Source organism: Streptomyces sp. NPDC001137 (assembly GCF_040298885.1).
Taxonomy (GTDB): Bacteria; Actinomycetota; Actinomycetes; order Streptomycetales; family Streptomycetaceae; genus Streptomyces.
Window position 1 is genome coordinate 333,142 of record NZ_JBEPBA010000007.1, and the last position, 15,773, is coordinate 348,914.

11 protein-coding genes are annotated in these 15,773 nt (G+C 69.6%); 4 read left to right on the top strand and 7 right to left on the bottom strand.

The window, feature by feature from the left end; genetic code table 11:
- Positions 1-63: 63 nt before the first annotated feature.
- From ABT254_RS17035 to ctaC, 3 genes are read right to left on the bottom strand one after another with little or no spacing between them, the layout of a single operon-like run.
- Positions 64-462 (bottom strand): aa3-type cytochrome oxidase subunit IV, encoded by a 399-nt coding sequence (locus tag ABT254_RS17035; protein WP_115908610.1) that lies wholly within the window; start codon positions 460-462, stop codon positions 64-66.
- Positions 459-2,192 (bottom strand): aa3-type cytochrome oxidase subunit I, encoded by a 1,734-nt coding sequence (ctaD, locus tag ABT254_RS17040; protein ID WP_351469986.1) that lies wholly within the window; start codon positions 2,190-2,192, stop codon positions 459-461. The genes ABT254_RS17035 and ctaD overlap by 4 nt, the downstream gene beginning before the upstream one ends.
- Positions 2,189-3,151 carry an aa3-type cytochrome oxidase subunit II gene (gene ctaC / locus ABT254_RS17045; RefSeq protein ID WP_351469989.1) on the bottom strand — a complete coding sequence of 321 codons (963 nt, stop codon included), beginning with the start codon at positions 3,149-3,151 and terminating at the stop codon, positions 2,189-2,191. The genes ctaD and ctaC overlap by 4 nt, the downstream gene beginning before the upstream one ends.
- A 264-nt stretch (positions 3,152-3,415) precedes the next feature.
- Between ctaC and ABT254_RS17050 the strand changes: the two genes are divergently transcribed.
- Positions 3,416-4,795, top strand: a complete 1,380-nt coding sequence (locus ABT254_RS17050) for a cysteine desulfurase/sulfurtransferase TusA family protein (protein WP_351469991.1) — start codon at positions 3,416-3,418, stop codon at positions 4,793-4,795.
- A gap of 1 nt (position 4,796) precedes the next feature.
- Here the strand turns inward: ABT254_RS17050 and ABT254_RS17055 are convergent, their stop codons facing one another.
- The gene (locus ABT254_RS17055) at positions 4,797-5,771 is read right to left on the bottom strand and encodes a carbohydrate kinase family protein (RefSeq protein ID WP_351469994.1); all 975 of its coding nucleotides are present in this window, start codon (positions 5,769-5,771) and stop codon (positions 4,797-4,799) included.
- 137 nt (positions 5,772-5,908) lie between these two features.
- Here ABT254_RS17055 and ABT254_RS17060 point away from each other — a divergent pair, with 137 nt between their 5' ends.
- Positions 5,909-6,118, top strand: a complete 210-nt coding sequence (locus tag ABT254_RS17060) for a hypothetical protein (RefSeq protein ID WP_351469997.1) — start codon at positions 5,909-5,911, stop codon at positions 6,116-6,118.
- A 186-nt stretch (positions 6,119-6,304) separates the two neighbouring features.
- Positions 6,305-8,197: an ICP22 family protein gene (locus tag ABT254_RS17065; protein ID WP_351470000.1), complete on the top strand. Its 1,893-nt coding sequence runs from the start codon at positions 6,305-6,307 to the stop codon at positions 8,195-8,197.
- A gap of 95 nt (positions 8,198-8,292) precedes the next feature.
- Here the strand turns inward: ABT254_RS17065 and ABT254_RS17070 are convergent, their stop codons facing one another.
- Positions 8,293-8,649, bottom strand: coding sequence for an iron-sulfur cluster assembly accessory protein (locus tag ABT254_RS17070; protein WP_030582488.1), 357 nt, complete (start codon positions 8,647-8,649; stop codon positions 8,293-8,295).
- A gap of 281 nt (positions 8,650-8,930) precedes the next feature.
- On the opposite strand from ABT254_RS17070, the gene nadA reads away from it, so the two are divergent.
- Complete coding sequence (gene nadA / locus ABT254_RS17075) at positions 8,931-10,115, top strand: quinolinate synthase NadA (protein WP_351470004.1); 1,185 nt, start codon at positions 8,931-8,933, stop codon at positions 10,113-10,115.
- A gap of 21 nt (positions 10,116-10,136) precedes the next feature.
- On the opposite strand, the gene ABT254_RS17080 is transcribed toward nadA, so the two are convergent.
- Positions 10,137-12,365 (bottom strand): protein kinase domain-containing protein, encoded by a 2,229-nt coding sequence (locus ABT254_RS17080; RefSeq protein ID WP_351470007.1) that lies wholly within the window; start codon positions 12,363-12,365, stop codon positions 10,137-10,139.
- Between the two features lie 99 nt (positions 12,366-12,464).
- On the bottom strand, positions 12,465-15,596 hold the full coding sequence (locus tag ABT254_RS17085; protein ID WP_351470010.1) for an efflux RND transporter permease subunit: 3,132 nt from the start codon (positions 15,594-15,596) through the stop codon (positions 12,465-12,467).
- Between the last annotated feature and the right edge of the window lie 177 nt (positions 15,597-15,773).

Here is a 15,773-nt window from a genome sequence, read left to right on the forward strand (position 1 = left end):
GCAAAAGCGGGAGCCCGGACGCTCCTTTCGGAGTGTCCGGGCTCCCTGTGCGCCCTGCTCGTGCTACTGGGTGCGGTTCTCACCGCGGTAGTACTCGAAGACCCAGCCGTACAGGCCGATCATGATGATCGGCGCCGAGAAGTACAGCAGCCACCAGCCGATCGCGATCGACAGGAAGGCGAGCGCACCACCGACCCCGAGGGCCAGCGGCTGCCAGCTGTGCGGGCTGAAGAACCCGACCTCGCCGGCGTCGTCCGCGACGTCCGCCTCCTTGTTGTCCATCGCACCCGCGTCGACCCGCTTGGCCGTGAAGCCGAGGTAGAAGCCGACCATGATGCACAGACCGAAGGCCAGGAAGAGCGCCGTGGTACCGGCCGGCTCCTTCGACCACACGCCATAGACCACCGCCATGGCGAGGACGAAGACGCTCAGCCACATGAACATCTTGCCCTGAACCTTCACTTGCCGGCCTCCTTGCCACCAGCCAGAGCCTTCTCACCGTGAGGCGCGTTCTCGAGCTGGTCGAGAGCGGCGATCTCAGGGTGGTGCAGGTCGAACGCCGGGGATTCACTGCGGATCCGCGGCAGGGTGAGGAAGTTGTGCCGCGGCGGCGGGCAGGACGTCGCCCACTCGAGCGAGCGGCCGTAGCCCCACGGGTCGTCGACGCCGACCGGCTTGCCGTACTTGGCCGTCTTCCACACGTTGTAGAGGAACGGCAGGATCGACATGCCGAGCAGGAACGAGCTGATCGTCGAGATCGTGTTCAGGGCGGTGAAGCCGTCGGCCGCGAGGTAGTCCGCGTAACGACGGGGCATGCCCTCGGCACCCAGCCAGTGCTGGACCAGGAAGGTGCCGTGGAAGCCGATGAACAGCGTCCAGAAGGTGATCTTGCCGAGGCGCTCGTCGAGCATCTTGCCGGTCATCTTCGGCCACCAGAAGTGGAATCCGGAGAACATCGCGAAGACGACGGTGCCGAAGACCACGTAGTGGAAGTGCGCCACCACGAAGTACGAGTCCGAGACGTGGAAGTCCATCGGCGGCGAGGCCAGGATGACACCGGTCAGACCACCGAAGGTGAAGGTGACCAGGAAGCCGGTCGCCCAGAGCATCGGGGTCTCGAAGGACAGGGACCCCTTCCACATCGTTCCGATCCAGTTGAAGAACTTCACGCCGGTCGGTACGGCGATGAGGAACGTCATGAAGGAGAAGAACGGGAGCAGCACACCGCCGGTGACGTACATGTGGTGGGCCCACACGGTCACGGACAGACCCGCGATGGCGATCGTCGCGCCGATCAGGCCCATGTAGCCGAACATCGGCTTACGGGAGAAGACCGGGATGACCTCGGAGATGATGCCGAAGAACGGCAGCGCGATGATGTACACCTCTGGATGGCCGAAGAACCAGAAGAGGTGTTGCCACAGCAGGGCGCCGCCATTGGCCGCGTCGAAGACATGCGCACCGAACTTCCGATCCGCCTCCAGCGCGAACAGCGCGGCGGCGAGGACCGGGAAGGCGAGCAGGACCAGCACCGCGGTCAGCAGCACGTTCCACACGAAGATCGGCATGCGGAACATGGTCATGCCCGGCGCACGCATGCAGATGATGGTGGTGATGAAGTTGACCGCACCGAGGATGGTGCCGAAGCCGGAGAAGGCCAGACCCATGATCCACAGGTCGGCGCCGACGCCCGGCGAGCGGACCGCGTCCGACAGCGGGGAGTAGGCGAACCAGCCGAAGTCGGCCGCACCCTGCGGGGTGAGGAAGCCGCCCACCGCGATCGTCGAGCCGAACAGATAGAGCCAGTAGGCGAACATGTTCAGCCGCGGGAACGCCACGTCGGGCGCGCCGATCTGCAGCGGCATGATCCAGTTGGTGAAGCCCGCGAACAGCGGCGTCGCGAACATCAGCAGCATGATCGTGCCGTGCATCGTGAACGCCTGGTTGAACTGCTCGTTCGACATGATCTGCAGACCAGGTCGAGCCAGCTCGGCGCGCATCAGCAGCGCCATCACGCCGCCGATCAGGAAGAACGCGAACGACGTGACGAGGTACAGCGTCCCGATCGTCTTGTGGTCAGTGGTGGTGAGCCACTTGATGACCACGTTGCCGGGCTGCTTGCGCCGGACCGGCAGCTCGTCCGTGTAGTGGGACTCCGCCGCGGCGCCCTGGGGTTCGTTGACGATGCTCACAGGTTGTTCGTCTCCCGGTTCTTCTCGTGGCTCGTCTGCGCGATGCCGGCGGGAACGTAACCGGTCTGGCCCTTCTTGGCGAGGTCCTGGAGGTGCTTCTCGTAGACGTCCGGGGAGACGACCTTCACGTTGAACAGCATCCGGGAGTGGTCGACACCGCAGAGCTCGGCGCACTTGCCGAGGAAGGTGCCCTTCTTGTTGGGGGTCACCTGGAAGGCGTTGGTGTGACCCGGGATGACGTCCATCTTCATCAGGAACGGCACCACCCAGAAGGAGTGGATGACGTCACGCGAGGTGAGGACGAAGCGGACCGTCTTGCCCTCGGGGAGCCAGAGGGTCGGGCCGGGGTTGTGGGTCTTCGGGTCCTTCGAGGCCGGCGTACCGACGTCGTAGACACCGCCGGCGTTCGCCGGGAACTCGTTCTTGAACCGGTCCGGAATGGCGGCCAGGTTCTTGTCGGTCTTCGCGTCACCGGTGACACCGGGCACAGGCTCGATGTAGTTGAAGCCCCAGCTCCACTGGAAGCCGACGACGTTCACGGTGACGTCGGGCTTCTTGTCGGAGAGGCTGAGCAGCTTCGACTCGTCGCGGGCCGTGAAGTAGAACAGCACCGAGACGATGACGAGCGGAACCACCGTGTACAGCGCCTCGATCGGCATGTTGTACCGGGTCTGCGGAGGAACTTCGACCTTCGTGCGGCTGCGCCGGTGGAAGAAAGCACTCCACAGGATCAGGCCCCACACCAGCACGCCGGTGGCGAGCGCGGCTGCCCAGGAGCCCTGCCACAGGGAGAGGATCCGCGGAGCCTCTTCCGTGGTCGGGGTGGGCATACCAAGGCGGGGGAAGTCCTTGTATGTGCAACCGGTGGCGGTCGCCAGGACCAGGCCCGCGGTCATTGCCTGCAGCAGCTTCCGCCGCATCGGGCGCCGCGGCGAGCGGTCGGAGCCGTTGGGACTCACGTAGCGCCTTCCCGAGAGTCTCGCCCGCGCGGTTGGCTGCGGCCTGCCTTCTTCGGTGGTCGGTCGCCGCCCTGCGTCGGGCAGGGGTTTGGATGTTTATGCGGACCAAACCCTAGCCGACGCCCTCCGGGGGTTCAGCGGGAGGGGTGCCTAGTCACTCCGTGGGTTCGCTGGATTGGCGGGTGCGGGTTGTTTGTGGCTGGTCGCGCAGTTCCCCGCGCCCCTAAACGGCGGCTGCCCTACCCCAAGTTTTACGGTTGCCGTATGTCCTATTTCGACGCCGCTTCCTCCGCGCCTCTTCATCCGGTCGCTCGTCAGGCGCTGTTGGCCACCCTGGATGAAGGATGGGCCGACCCCGCACGGCTTTACCGAGAAGGGCGGCGGGCTCGGATGTTGCTCGATGCGGCGCGGGAAGCCGCCGCTGAGGCTGTGGGATGTCGGGCCGACGAGCTGGTTTTCACGTCTTCCGGGACCCGGGCCGTGCACGCGGGAATCGCGGGGGCGCTGGCCGGGCGTCACCGGGTTGGGCGTCACCTGATCGTGTCCGCGGTCGAACACTCCTCGGTGCTCCATGCGGCTGACACGCACGAGGCCGGCGGCGGGAGCGTCACGCAGGTCGAGGTGGACCGGCAGGGCAGGGTGACGCCTGCGTCGTACGCGGAGGCCCTCCGCCCGGACACCGCGCTGGCCTGCCTTCAGTCCGCCAACCACGAGGTGGGCACCGAGCAGCCGGTGGCCGAAGTGGCTGCCGTGTGCCGGGAGTCCGGCGTGCCCTTGCTGGTGGATGCGGCGCAGTCGCTGGGGTGGGGCCCGGTCGAGGGCGACTGGTCGCTGCTCGCGGCCAGTGCGCACAAGTGGGGCGGGCCCTCGGGGGTGGGGCTGCTCGTCGTACGAAAAGGTGTGCGGTTCGCGTCGCAAGGGCCTGCGGACGAGCGGGAGTCGGGGCGGGCCGCCGGCTTCGAGAATCTGCCGGCGATCGTGGCGGCGGCCGCCTCGCTGCGGGCGGTGCGCGCGGAGGCGGAGCAAGAGGCGGTACGGCTGCGGGAGCTGACGGAGCGGATCCGGGTGCGGGTGCCGCGGTCGGTGCCGGACGTGGAGGTGGTGGGGGATCCGGAGCGGCGGCTGCCGGGGATCGTCACCTTCTCCTGTCTCTATGTCGACGGGGAGACATTGCTGCACGAGCTGGATCGGGAGGGTTTCTCCGTTTCCTCCGGGTCGTCCTGCACCAGCAGCACGCTGACGCCCAGCCATGTGCTGAAGGCGATGGGGGTGCTGAGTGAGGGGAATGTGCGGGTTTCGCTGCCGATGGGGACGCCGGAGGAAGACGTCGAGCGGTTCCTGGAGGTGCTGCCGGGGGCGGTGGCGGGGGTGCGGGAGAAGCTGGGGGCGCCGGCTGCGGCGGCGGCCGTGCGGCAGGACGACGCCCTGGTCGTCGACGCGCTCGGCAAGCGCTGCCCGATCCCCGTCATCGAGCTCGCCAAGGTCATCGGGGACGTGCCGGTGGGCGGCACGGTGCGTGTCCTGTCCGACGACGAGGCGGCGCGGCTGGACATCCCGGCCTGGTGCGAGATGCGGGGCCAGGAGTACGTGGGTGAGGAACCGGCGGACCGCGGTGCCGCGTACGTGGTCCGCCGGGTCTCGTAGATCAGGCCAGGTGCTTCTGGACCTCGGCGGCGGCCTCGTCGCCGTAGGCCTTGGTGAAGCGCTCCATGAAGTGGGCGCGCCGCAGCGTGTACTCCTGGGTGCCGACCGTCTCGATGACGAGCGTGGCGAGCATGCAGCCGACCTGGGCGGCACGCTCCAGGGAGACGCCCCAGGCGAGGCCGGAGAGGAAGCCGGCGCGGAAGGCGTCGCCGACGCCCGTGGGGTCGGCCTTGCGCTCCTCCTCCGCGCAGCCGACCTCGATCGGGTCCTCGCCGGCCCGCTCGATGCGGACGCCGCGGGAGCCGAGGGTGGTGACGCGGTGGCCGACCTTGGCGAGGATCTCGGCGTCGCTCCAGCCGGTCTTGGACTCGATCAGGCCCTTCTCGTACTCGTTCGAGAACAGGTAGGTGGCGCCCTCCAGCAGTATCCGGATCTCGTCGCCGTTCATCCGGGCGATCTGCTGGGAGAAGTCGGCGGCGAAGGGGATGGACCGGGAGCGGCACTCCTCGGTGTGGCGGAGCATCGCCTCCGGGTCGTCGGCGCCGATCAGGACGAGGTCGAGACCGCCGACGCGGTCCGCGACGGTCTTCAGCTCGATCTGGCGGGCCTCGCTCATGGCGCCCGTGTAGAACGAGCCGATCTGGTTGTGGTCCGAGTCCGTGGTGCACACGAAGCGGGCGGTGTGCAGGGTCTCGGAGATACGGACCGAGTCGGTGTCGACGCCGTGCCGGTCCAGCCAGGCGCGGTACTCGTCGAAGTCGAAGCCGGCGGCGCCGACCAGGATCGGGGTCGTGCCGAGCTGACCCATGCCGAAGGCGATGTTGGCGCCGACGCCGCCCCGGCGTACGTCGAGGTTGTCGACCAGGAAGGAGAGCGAGACCGTGTGCAGCTGGTCCGCGACGAGCTGGTCGGCGAAGCGGCCGGGGAAGGTCATGAGGTGGTCGGTGGCGATGGAGCCGGTGACTGCGATGCGCACGGCGGGGACTCTCCTGTGAGAGACGGGAGGGTGGATTGACAGTTCACGCTACCGGGTCGTAGCCGGGCTCTGAAGTGGCCGAAACTACCCGATAGTAGATCTTTCTTCACCGGCTTCGACGTGCATACGGTTCCGCTATGACGAACCTGAAGGTCCATGCCCCGGTCCCGGTCGACCTCGAAGGCGACCTCGCGTCGCTGCGCGGCGACTGCGCCCGGATGGTCCCCCACTGGGCCGCCCCCGACCGCATCACTTCCCGCCCGGTCTCCCCGTCACTCATCCACGGTGTGGTCGTGCCGCCGAAGTCGGCCCGTCTGCTGGACTCCATGTCGGACTACGGCGACTGAGTACGGGGCGCAATCCGCTAGGGCCCGGTAGCCGCGCCGGCGCACAGGAAGGGAACCGCGCGCTCCTCCGCTGCGTCCCATCGCCGTCCCCCGCCGAGGGGATGTGCGATACGACCCTCCCGCGGCCCTTTTTGACAGGGTCGGGTCAGGGTCACAGGACAGCTGTGCAGGTGAAGGAGCGATGCGGTGAACACCGAGCGACCCGACAACGACGCCCCGGACGAGAACGGCACCGCCGGCTCCGCCGAGGAGCAGGGTGCCGTGGAGGAGCAGGGTGCCGTGGGCGCCGGGGCTCCGGGCGTCATGGAGGGCGAAGCGGACGCTCCTGGGGAGGAAGCCGGCGCGGAGAGCCCTTCGGCTGAGGGGGAGGACGCCGAGGCGCCCGGCGTGGTTGAGGAAACCGCCTCGGGCGAGGAAGCCGCAGCGGCCGCCGCCATCAACGAACCCACTGCTGGCCGGACGACCGCCGCGGCCGGAGCGGGCGCCCCCGTCGAGGAGAGCGAGGTCGCCGAGGACGCCAAGGGGCCGACCGTCGCCGAGCCTCCGATCGCCGCCGGTGGTGACACCGAGGTTCCCGACGCCACCCCCGATCCGGACGCGCAGGAGCCCCGCCCGGCGCGTCGCCGCTCCCCCGTGCTCATCGCCTCCGTCGCCGCTGCCGTGCTGCTGGTGGGCGGTGGCGGGGCGTACCTCACCGCGTCGGCCGTTGGCGGCTCCGGTGGGCGTACGGACTCCGGCGCCTCCGGTGACGGCACCACTCCCCCGCCGCTCGCGCTCGACGGTTACTCCGAGGGGGGTACGGACGGCATCGCGCCCGGGGAGCCCAACCCGTACGGCGTGCGGTACAAGGCCGACGGCGCCCTGCCCGAAGGGCCGGACTCGGCGCCCGTGTACCGGGCGGCCGGCGAGGTCACCAAGGACGAGGTGGCGCGGCTGGCCAAGGCCCTCGGGCTGGACGGGGCGCCGGTGGCGCAGGGCCGGGCCTGGCAGGTCGGGCCGGACAGGGACGGGTCCGGGCCGAGCCTGGTGGTGGACAAGCAGGCGCCGGGGACGTGGACGTTCCACCGGTACGCGGCCGGTACCGACGACTGTGGGAGGGCCATCGCCTGTACGAAGGATCCCGCGAACCCGGCCGGTGCCACGGTGAGCGAGGCCGCCGCGAAGAAGGCCGCGGCGCCGGTACTGAAGGCGGTCGGCCAGGACGACGCGAAGGTGGACGCGAGCCAGGTCATGGGCGCCCAGCGGGTGGTGAACGCGAACCCCTTGGTCGGCGGGCTGCCCACCTACGGCTGGACGACCGGGCTGACCGTCGGCGCCCAGGGTGAAGTGGTGGGCGGCAGCGGACAGTTGAAGGCGCCGGTGAAGGGCGACACGTACCCCGTGCTGGGCGCGCGGAAGACGCTGGACCTGATGAACTCGGCGCCCACGACCGACCACCGCATGGGCATCGGCGGCTGCGCCAGCCCCGTACCGCTGAAGGACCGGCTGGAGGAGCCGTGCGGGCAGTCGTCGTCCGGGGCGGGTGCGACGCCGCAGAAGCAGACCGTCACCGTCGACGGTGCGGTCTTCGGGCTGGCCGTGCATGCGGTGGACGGGCGGCAGGCGCTGGTGCCGTCCTGGCTGTTCCAGGTGAAGGGCGCGGGCGCGCAGAACGGCTTCACGGTGACGTATCCGGCCGTCGACCCGAAGTACCTGGCCTCGAACGCGACGACGCCGTCCGGGGCGCCCACCCCGTCGGCGAGCGCACCGGGCGGCGGTCCGTCCTCGGCGCCCGCCACCCGTGACGTCAAGGTGGACAGCTACACGACCGACGGCAGGAACCTGACCGTGATCTTCACCGGCGGGGTGTGCGGAGACTACGACGCGAAGGCGAGCGAGAGCGCCGACAAGGTGACCGTCACGGTGACCGAGACACCGTGGAAGGGCAAGGTCTGCATCATGATCGCCAAGCAGCTGACGCGGACCGTGCGGTTGGACGAGCCGCTCGGCGACCGGAAGGTCGTCGGCTCGGACGGCAAGGAGATCTCGCTGCCGAAGCCGGGTCCGCTGCGGTCGCCGGCGACGGCCGGGGTGCAGTAGCCCGCCGGATGCGCGAAGGCGGCGGCCCTGTCTGAGGGGGCCGCCGCCTTCGGTCTGTTCAGTTGTCCGGCAAGCCGGAGGGCTTACCGCAGGGTTTAGCTGAAGGAGTCGCCGCAGGCGCAGGAACCCGTCGCGTTCGGGTTGTCGATCGTGAAGCCCTGCTTCTCGATGGTGTCGACGAAGTCGATGGACGCGCCGCCCAGGTACGGGGCGCTCATGCGGTCGGTGACGACCTTGACGCCGCCGAAGTCCTTGACCACGTCTCCGTCGAGGGAGCGCTCGTCGAAGAAGAGCTGGTAGCGCAGGCCGGAGCAGCCGCCGGGCTGAACGGCGACGCGCAGGGCCAGGTCGTCACGGCCTTCCTGGTCGAGCAGGGCCTTGACCTTCGCCGCGGCGGCGTCGGACAGGATGATGCCGTCGGTGACGGTGCTGGTCTCGTCCGATACGGACATCTACATCTCTCCCGGGTTGTACGGAGACTGCTTGCCGACTGGTGCAACCGGCAAGGCCGCGGATTCATTCCGGGCCGGGTACCTGATTTTCGGCACCTCACTTCATGCTCGCACATGCGATGGCGAGCGGAAAACGGCTCATCGGGATTCATGTCACATCGACGCAATGACCATCGTCAAACTGACGTGAAGCGGGTTATGATAGATAGCGTCAGTTAGACGAGAAGCATGGCCGCAGTACCTCCAGCAGAACCTCCCGCAGAACAGAAAGGGTGCGTGTCGTGACCACCGCCCAGACCCCGGAGCTCGACGTACAGCCGACTCCTCTCGCCCTGCTGCTGCTCGGCCGCGAGGCCGACCCGAAGAGCGAGCGGGGCGTCGAGTGCCCCGGCGACCTGCCGTCCCCGTCCGACCCGGACCTGGTGGAGCGCGCCCGCGCGGCCAAGGCCAAGCTCGGCGACAAGGTCTTCGTGCTCGGCCACCACTACCAGCGCGACGAGGTCATCCAGTTCGCCGACGTCACGGGTGACTCGTTCAAGCTGGCCCGGGACGCGGCGGCGCGTCCGGAGGCCGAGTACATCGTGTTCTGCGGTGTGCACTTCATGGCGGAGTCCGCGGACATCCTGACCTCCGACGACCAGAAGGTCGTCCTGCCGGACCTCGCGGCCGGGTGCTCGATGGCGGACATGGCCACCGCCGAGCAGGTCGCCGAGTGCTGGGACGTGCTGACCGACGCGGGGATAGCCGAGCAGGTCGTGCCGGTCTCGTACATGAACTCGTCCGCGGACATCAAGGCGTTCACGGGCAAGCACGGCGGCACGATCTGCACCTCCTCGAACGCCAAGAAGGCCCTGGAGTGGGCCTTCCAGCAGGGCGAGAAGGTGCTGTTCCTGCCCGACCAGCACCTCGGCCGCAACACCGCCGTCCGCGACATGGGCATGTCCCTGGAGGACTGCGTCGTCTACAACCCGCACAAGCCGAACGGCGGGCTGACGGCGGACGAGCTGCGCGCCGCGAAGATGATCCTGTGGCGCGGCCACTGCTCGGTGCACGGCCGGTTCTCGCTGGACTCGGTAAACGACGTGCGCGAGCGCATCCCGGGGGTGAACGTGCTGGTCCACCCCGAGTGCAAGCACGAGGTCGTGGCCGCGGCGGACTACGTCGGCTCGACGGAGTACATCATCAAGGCCCTGGAGGCCGCGCCCGCCGGCTCCAAGTGGGCCATCGGCACGGAGCTCAATCTCGTACGACGGCTGGCGAACCGTTTCGCGCCCGAGGGCAAGGAGATCGTCTTCCTCGACAAGACGGTCTGCTTCTGCTCGACCATGAACCGCATCGACCTGCCCCACCTGGTGTGGGCGCTGGAGTCGCTGGCCGAGGGCAACCTGGTCAACCGGATCGAGGTCGACAAGGAGACGGAGGCGTTCGCGAAGCTGGCGCTGGAGCGGATGCTGGCGCTGCCGTAGCCGTGGCCCTGTGCCCCGCTGTCACCCCGAGACGGGTTTCCGCTCGGGGTGCGCGGGGTCGAGGGTGAAGAGCGTGCCGTCGGGGCTGGGCACCAGCAGAGCGCCCTGGTGGAGCAGGAGCCCGGGGATCGGGCCGCTGAGCCTGTACACACGGTCCGCGCGGGGGCGGGACTCCCACAGCAGGGTGCCCGACCGGGCGTCCAGTGCGGCGACCCGCCCGCTCGCGTTGGACACGAACACGCTGCGGCGCCCGTCGGCGACCGGCGTGCCTGGCTGCTCCAGCGTCGTCGCCGTCTGCCACAGGCGCTTGCCGGTCAGCGGGGAGACACCGGTCATCCGGCCGCTGGAGGTGACGAAGCAAAGCACTCCGTGCACCAGAGCGGGCCACCCCTGCTGCTCCTGGGCCAGCTCGGTGGTACGGGCCCGGCCGTCGGCGGGGTCGATCAGCACCGCGCGGGCGTAATCGTTGCCCTCCGCGGTCGGGGCGCTCGTACGCCGCTCGACGAAGACCAGACGTCCGTCCAGGATCCCGGTGTAGGTCGCTTCGGCCGACGGCGCTGACCGCAGCCTTCGCACCGAGCCGTCGGCCGGGTCGACGGCGAGCAGGACCCGCTTCTGGTCGGAGATGGAGCGTCGGTCGGAGCAGTCCGCGTAGGGACGGTCGCCGTCGGCGAGGAACGTGCACCGGTGGTCGGCCGGCAGTGTCATCGTCCAGCGTTTGGTGCCGTCCTGTGCGGAGCGGGCGGTCACGACGGAGCCGTTCGGGACTAGGACCAGGCCCCCGACCAGTGCCGCGTCGGCGTACCGCCCCTCGACCGCCCGGGACCACAGCCGTCTGCCGCTGTCCGTGGCGAAGGCGGAGACGGTGTCCGTGGTGTCGTTGGCCGCGGCGTTCGACACGGCCTCCTGCACGAGCAGCACGTCGTCGCGCACTCCGACGACGCGGGCGCCGTAGCGGTCGATAGGCGTGTCCGGCGGCAGGGCCGCTCGCCAGTTGGTCCGGCCGGTCGAGGCGTCGATGCGGACGGGCAGCGCGCCGTCGTCCGAGCAGTAGACCGATCCGCCGCCCTGCATGCAGGACGGCTGCGTCAGGGAGCCGTTGCCGCCGGTGTCCGCCGCCGGAGCCTGCTTCACTCCCCGGGCGGCGGTCGCGTACAGCGTGGTCTGCCAGGGCCGCCAGCCGGCCGGGAGGGCTGCCCAGCGGCCCGCCGAGGCACTCGGCGAGGGGCCTGCCTCGGCGGCACCGCCGCCCCGGAGCGGTCCGAGGAAGTAGGCCATGAGCCCGATCACCAGCACACCGGCCGCCGCCACCAGCACCGGTGTCCGGCGGTTGCGGGTCCTTTCGGTGGGCGGCTCGGCGGGCTCGGGGCCGGCGGCCGGGGGCATCGTCGGCTGCGGATCCGGACGGCGCTGGGGCACCGTGGGCATGTCGTCCGGTGCCGGGTCCGGCAGGGCCGTCACGAAGGCGTGGGCGAGTTCGTCCGGGCCGGGGCGGGCGGCCGGCTCCTTGGCCAGGCAGCGGGACACGACCGCGCGCAGCGGCGGGGACAGCGCATCCAGCTCCGGTTCCTCGCTCACCACCCGGTACGCCGTCAGATAGGGGCTGTCGGTGTCGAAGGGGCCGCGTCCGGTCGCCGCGAACACCACCAGGGCGCCGAGCGAGAAGACGTCCGAGGCCGGCCCCACCGAACGTGCGTCCACCAGCTGTTCGGGGGACATGAAGGGCGGGGTGCCCATCAGATGCCCCGTTTCCGTCAGCGTCAGATCCCCCGCCGCGCGCGAGATGCCGAAGTCGATGACGCGGGGGCCGTCCTCGGCCATCATGACGTTGGCCGGCTTCAGGTCGCGGTGCACGACCCCGGCACGGTGGATGTCACGCAGCGCCTCCACCAACCCGAGGACCAGACGCCGCAGTTCGGCGCCCTGAAGCGGGCCGTCGGCCCGGATGCGGTCGGCGAGCGAGCGCCCGGGCACGTATTGGGTGGCCATCCAGGGCAGCTCGGCCTCCGGGTCCGCGTCCACGACCGGCGCGGTGAAGGCGCCGCTCACCCTGCGGCAGGCCGCGACCTCCTGCCGGAAGCGGGTGCGGAACACGGCGTCCGTTGCGTACTGGGCGTGCACCACCTTGACGGCGACGTCACGGCCCGAGCGTGATCTGCCCCGGTAGACGACCCCCATGCCGCCGGACCCGAGCCGGTCGACCAGCTTGTACCCGCCGACCGATTTCGGGTCGTCCTTGTGCAGCGGCACGCCCGAGTCCCCTTCCGTGCACAGCAGTTCGAGGCCACAGAATACGTAACGGAGAAGGCCGCGACGGGGGAACACCTGCAGGCCGGGCCTCTCCGCTGACTACACCCCCGCGGCTTCCAGCACCTCCGCCTCCTCGGTCCCCCGGGACTCCCTCTTCGCCGCCCGCTTCCGAGCCCGTCGCTCCTTGCGGAGCTCCAGCATCGCGTACAGCGTCGGGACCAGGAGGAGGGTCAGGAGGGTCGACGTGATCAGGCCGCCGATCACCACCACCGCCAGGGGCTGGGCGATGAAGCCGCCCTCGCCCGTGACGCCCAGGGCCATGGGGAGCAGGGCGAAGATCGTTGCCAGGGCCGTCATGAGGATCGGGCGCAGGCGGTGGCGGCCGCCTTCCACCACGGCCTCCACGACGCCGTAACCCTGCTTGCGGTACTGGTTGATCAGGTCGATCAGCACGATCGCGTTCGTCACCACGATGCCGATCAGCATCAGCATGCCGATCATCGCGGGGACGCCCATCGGGGTGCCCGTGGCGACCAGCAGCCCGATCGCGCCCGTCGCCGCGAAGGGGATGGAGACCAGCAGGATCAGGGGCTGGGCCAGCGAGCGGAACGTTGCCACCAGCAGCATGAAGACGATCGCGATCGCCGCCAGCATCGCCAGGCCCAGGTTCTTGAACGCGCTGTCCTGGTCGGACGTGACGCCCCCGATCTCGGCCGTGGCGCCCGCCGGGAGCTTCAGGGCCTTGATCCTGGACTGGAGCTTGGTGCTCACCGCGCCCGTGTTGTCGCCCGTCGGCTTCGCGGTGATGGTGGCGGCCCGCTGTCCGTCGATACGGGTCATCGAGACCGGGCCGTCGACCAGTTGCACCGTGGCGATGTCGCCCAGTTTCACCGGGCCGAGCCGCAGGTTCTTCAGTTGGTCCAGCGTCGTCGCCGGGGTCGCCGACCTGATGACCACGTCGCGCTCGGTGTCGTCCAGGATCGCCTTGGCCGCTGTGGTGCCCTTGACCGCCTGGGCGACCGCCGCGCCCAGCGTCTGGTCGTTGAAACCGGCCGCCGCGGCGCGGGAGTTGGCCTTGACCGAGATGCGCGGCACGCTCTGCGAGAGGTCGCTGGTCACGTCCGTGACGTGGTCGAGGCCGGCCACCACCGCCCGCACCTGCTCCGAGGCCTTGCGCAGGACGTCCCCGTCGGCCGCCTTCACGACCACGCTCAGGTCCTGGTTGCCGAAGCCGTCACCGGCCGAGACCGTCGTCGTACCGATGCCGGAGAGCTTCTTCAGGCCCGATTCGATGGCGTCCTGGACGTGTGTGGCCGACGCATCGTCCGCCAGCATGACCTGGTACGACGCGTGGTTGGTGTCCGTGCTGCCGCCGAAGGCCGCCATGAAGCCGGACGAGCCCACCGTCACCTGGTAGTCCTTGACGCCCTTCACCGAAGCGAGCAGCTGCTCGACCTTCTTCGCCTGTTCGTCGGTCGCCGCCAGGCTGGTGCCCGGCTTCACCTCCTGCTTGACGGTGAGGACTTCCTGCTCGCCCTGGTCGAAGAAGTTCGTCTTCAGCAGCGGCGCCATGCCGAAGGTGCCCACCAGGACCGCCACCGCCAGCAGGACGCTGGTGAGGCGGCGGCGGGTCGCGAAGCGCAGGACCGGGACGTAGACGCGCTGGAGCCGGCTTCTCGTCTCCTTCTCCTCCGCCTTGCGGCGGGCCTCTTCCGCGTCCTCCGGTGTGCCCTTCGGGGCGCGCAGGAACCAGTACGACAGGACCGGTACGACCGTCAGGGACACGACGAGCGAGGCCAGCAGGGCCGCCGTCACCGTCAGGCTGAACGGGCCGAACAGCTGCCCCACCATGCCGCCGACCAGGCCGATCGGCAGGAAGACGGCCACCGTGGTGAGGGTGGAGGACGTCACGGCGCCGGCCACCTCGCGGACGGCGTTCAGGATCGCCGCCTGGCGCTCCTCGCCGTAGCCGAGGTGCCGTTTGACGTTCTCCAGGACCACGATCGAGTCGTCGACGACCCGGCCGATGGCGATCGTCAGCGCGCCCAGCGTCAGCATGTTCAAGGACAGGTCGCGCGTCCACAGGACGATCAGGGCCAGGACGACGGAGAGGGGGATCGACACCGCCGTGACGAGGGTCGAGCGGACCGAGGCCAGGAAGACCAGGATGACGAGGACCGCGAAGAGGAGGCCCAGCCCGCCCTCCGTCGTCAGACCGCTGATGGCCTTCGAGACCGCCGGGCCCTGGTCGCTGACGACCGTGATCTTCGTGCCGGAGCCCAAGTCCCCCCGGAGGTCCGGAAGTTTGTCCTTGACCGCGTTCGAGATGGCGACCGCGCTGCCGTCGTGGTCCATGGTGACCGTCACGGCGAGGGAGGGCCTGCCGTCGGTGCGGGTGATGGAGTCGGCGGGTGCCTGCTGCTGCGTGACGGTGGCCACGTCACCCAGCCGGACCGGCTGAAGCGGTTTCCCGGCCGCAGCCGAAGTGGCCCCGCCCGTGACCATCAGATCCTTGATCTGGGCGAGCGAGGTGAAGCCGCCGCCGACCTGGACGGTGCGGTTGTGACCGCCCTCGTCGAAGGAACCGGCCGGGACGGTCGCGCCGCCCGCCTGCAGGGCCTGCGACAGCGCCTGGCTGGTCAGGCCGGCCTTCGCCAGCTTCCTGTCGTCCGGTGTGACGGTGACCTGCAGGTCCCGTACACCGTCGACCGTGACCCGGCCGACGCCGTCGATGTCCTTCAGGTCCGGTACGACGGTCTTGTCGAGCTGGTCGGCGAGGGCCTGCTGGTCCTTGCCGGAGGTGACGGCGAGGACGACGGTCGGCATGTCGTCGGTGGAACCGGCGACGACCTGCGGGTCGACGTCGTCCGGGAGCTGGGCCCGGGACCGGTTGACGGCCTGCTGGACGTCGGCGACGAGCTGCTTGGTGTCGTTGCCGTAGTCGAAGGACGCCATGATCACGGCGTTGCCCTCACTGGCCGTCGAGGTGACGCCCGAAATGCCGTCCACGGCTTCGAGGTTGTTCTCGATGGGCTCCACGACCTGCTTCTCGACGACATCCGGGGAAGCGCCCTGGTAAGGGGCGAGGACGGACACCACGGGCAGTTCGATGGAGGGCAGCAGCTGCTGCTTGAGCTGGGGTATCGCGATCGCCCCGAAGGCGAGCGCGATGACGGACATCAACCCGATCAGGGCACGTTGCGCGAGGCTGAATCTGGACAGCCAGGACATGGGTCAGGGGTCTCTCTTCTGTGAGCGGCAGATGAGCGGCAGAAAGGCAGGCAGTACGAAGTGCGGCGCACATCTGAGCGCCCGCCCCTACACCCTGTGCCATCGGCGCGCGGTGATCCGTAGGCCCCAGGTCCATTTCCTTATCCGGCGCATACTCCGGCCGCAGTACGGCCGGGT

Coding starts and splice junctions, on each gene's coding strand:
- ABT254_RS17085 (WP_351470010.1), bottom strand. CDS start 15,596: ATGTCCTGGCTGTCCAGATTCAGCCTCGCGCAACGTGCCCTGATCGGG.
- ABT254_RS17070 (WP_030582488.1), bottom strand. CDS start 8,649: ATGTCCGTATCGGACGAGACCAGCACCGTCACCGACGGCATCATCCTG.
- ABT254_RS17060 (WP_351469997.1), top strand. CDS start 5,909: ATGACGAACCTGAAGGTCCATGCCCCGGTCCCGGTCGACCTCGAAGGC.
- ABT254_RS17050 (WP_351469991.1), top strand. CDS start 3,416: ATGTCCTATTTCGACGCCGCTTCCTCCGCGCCTCTTCATCCGGTCGCT.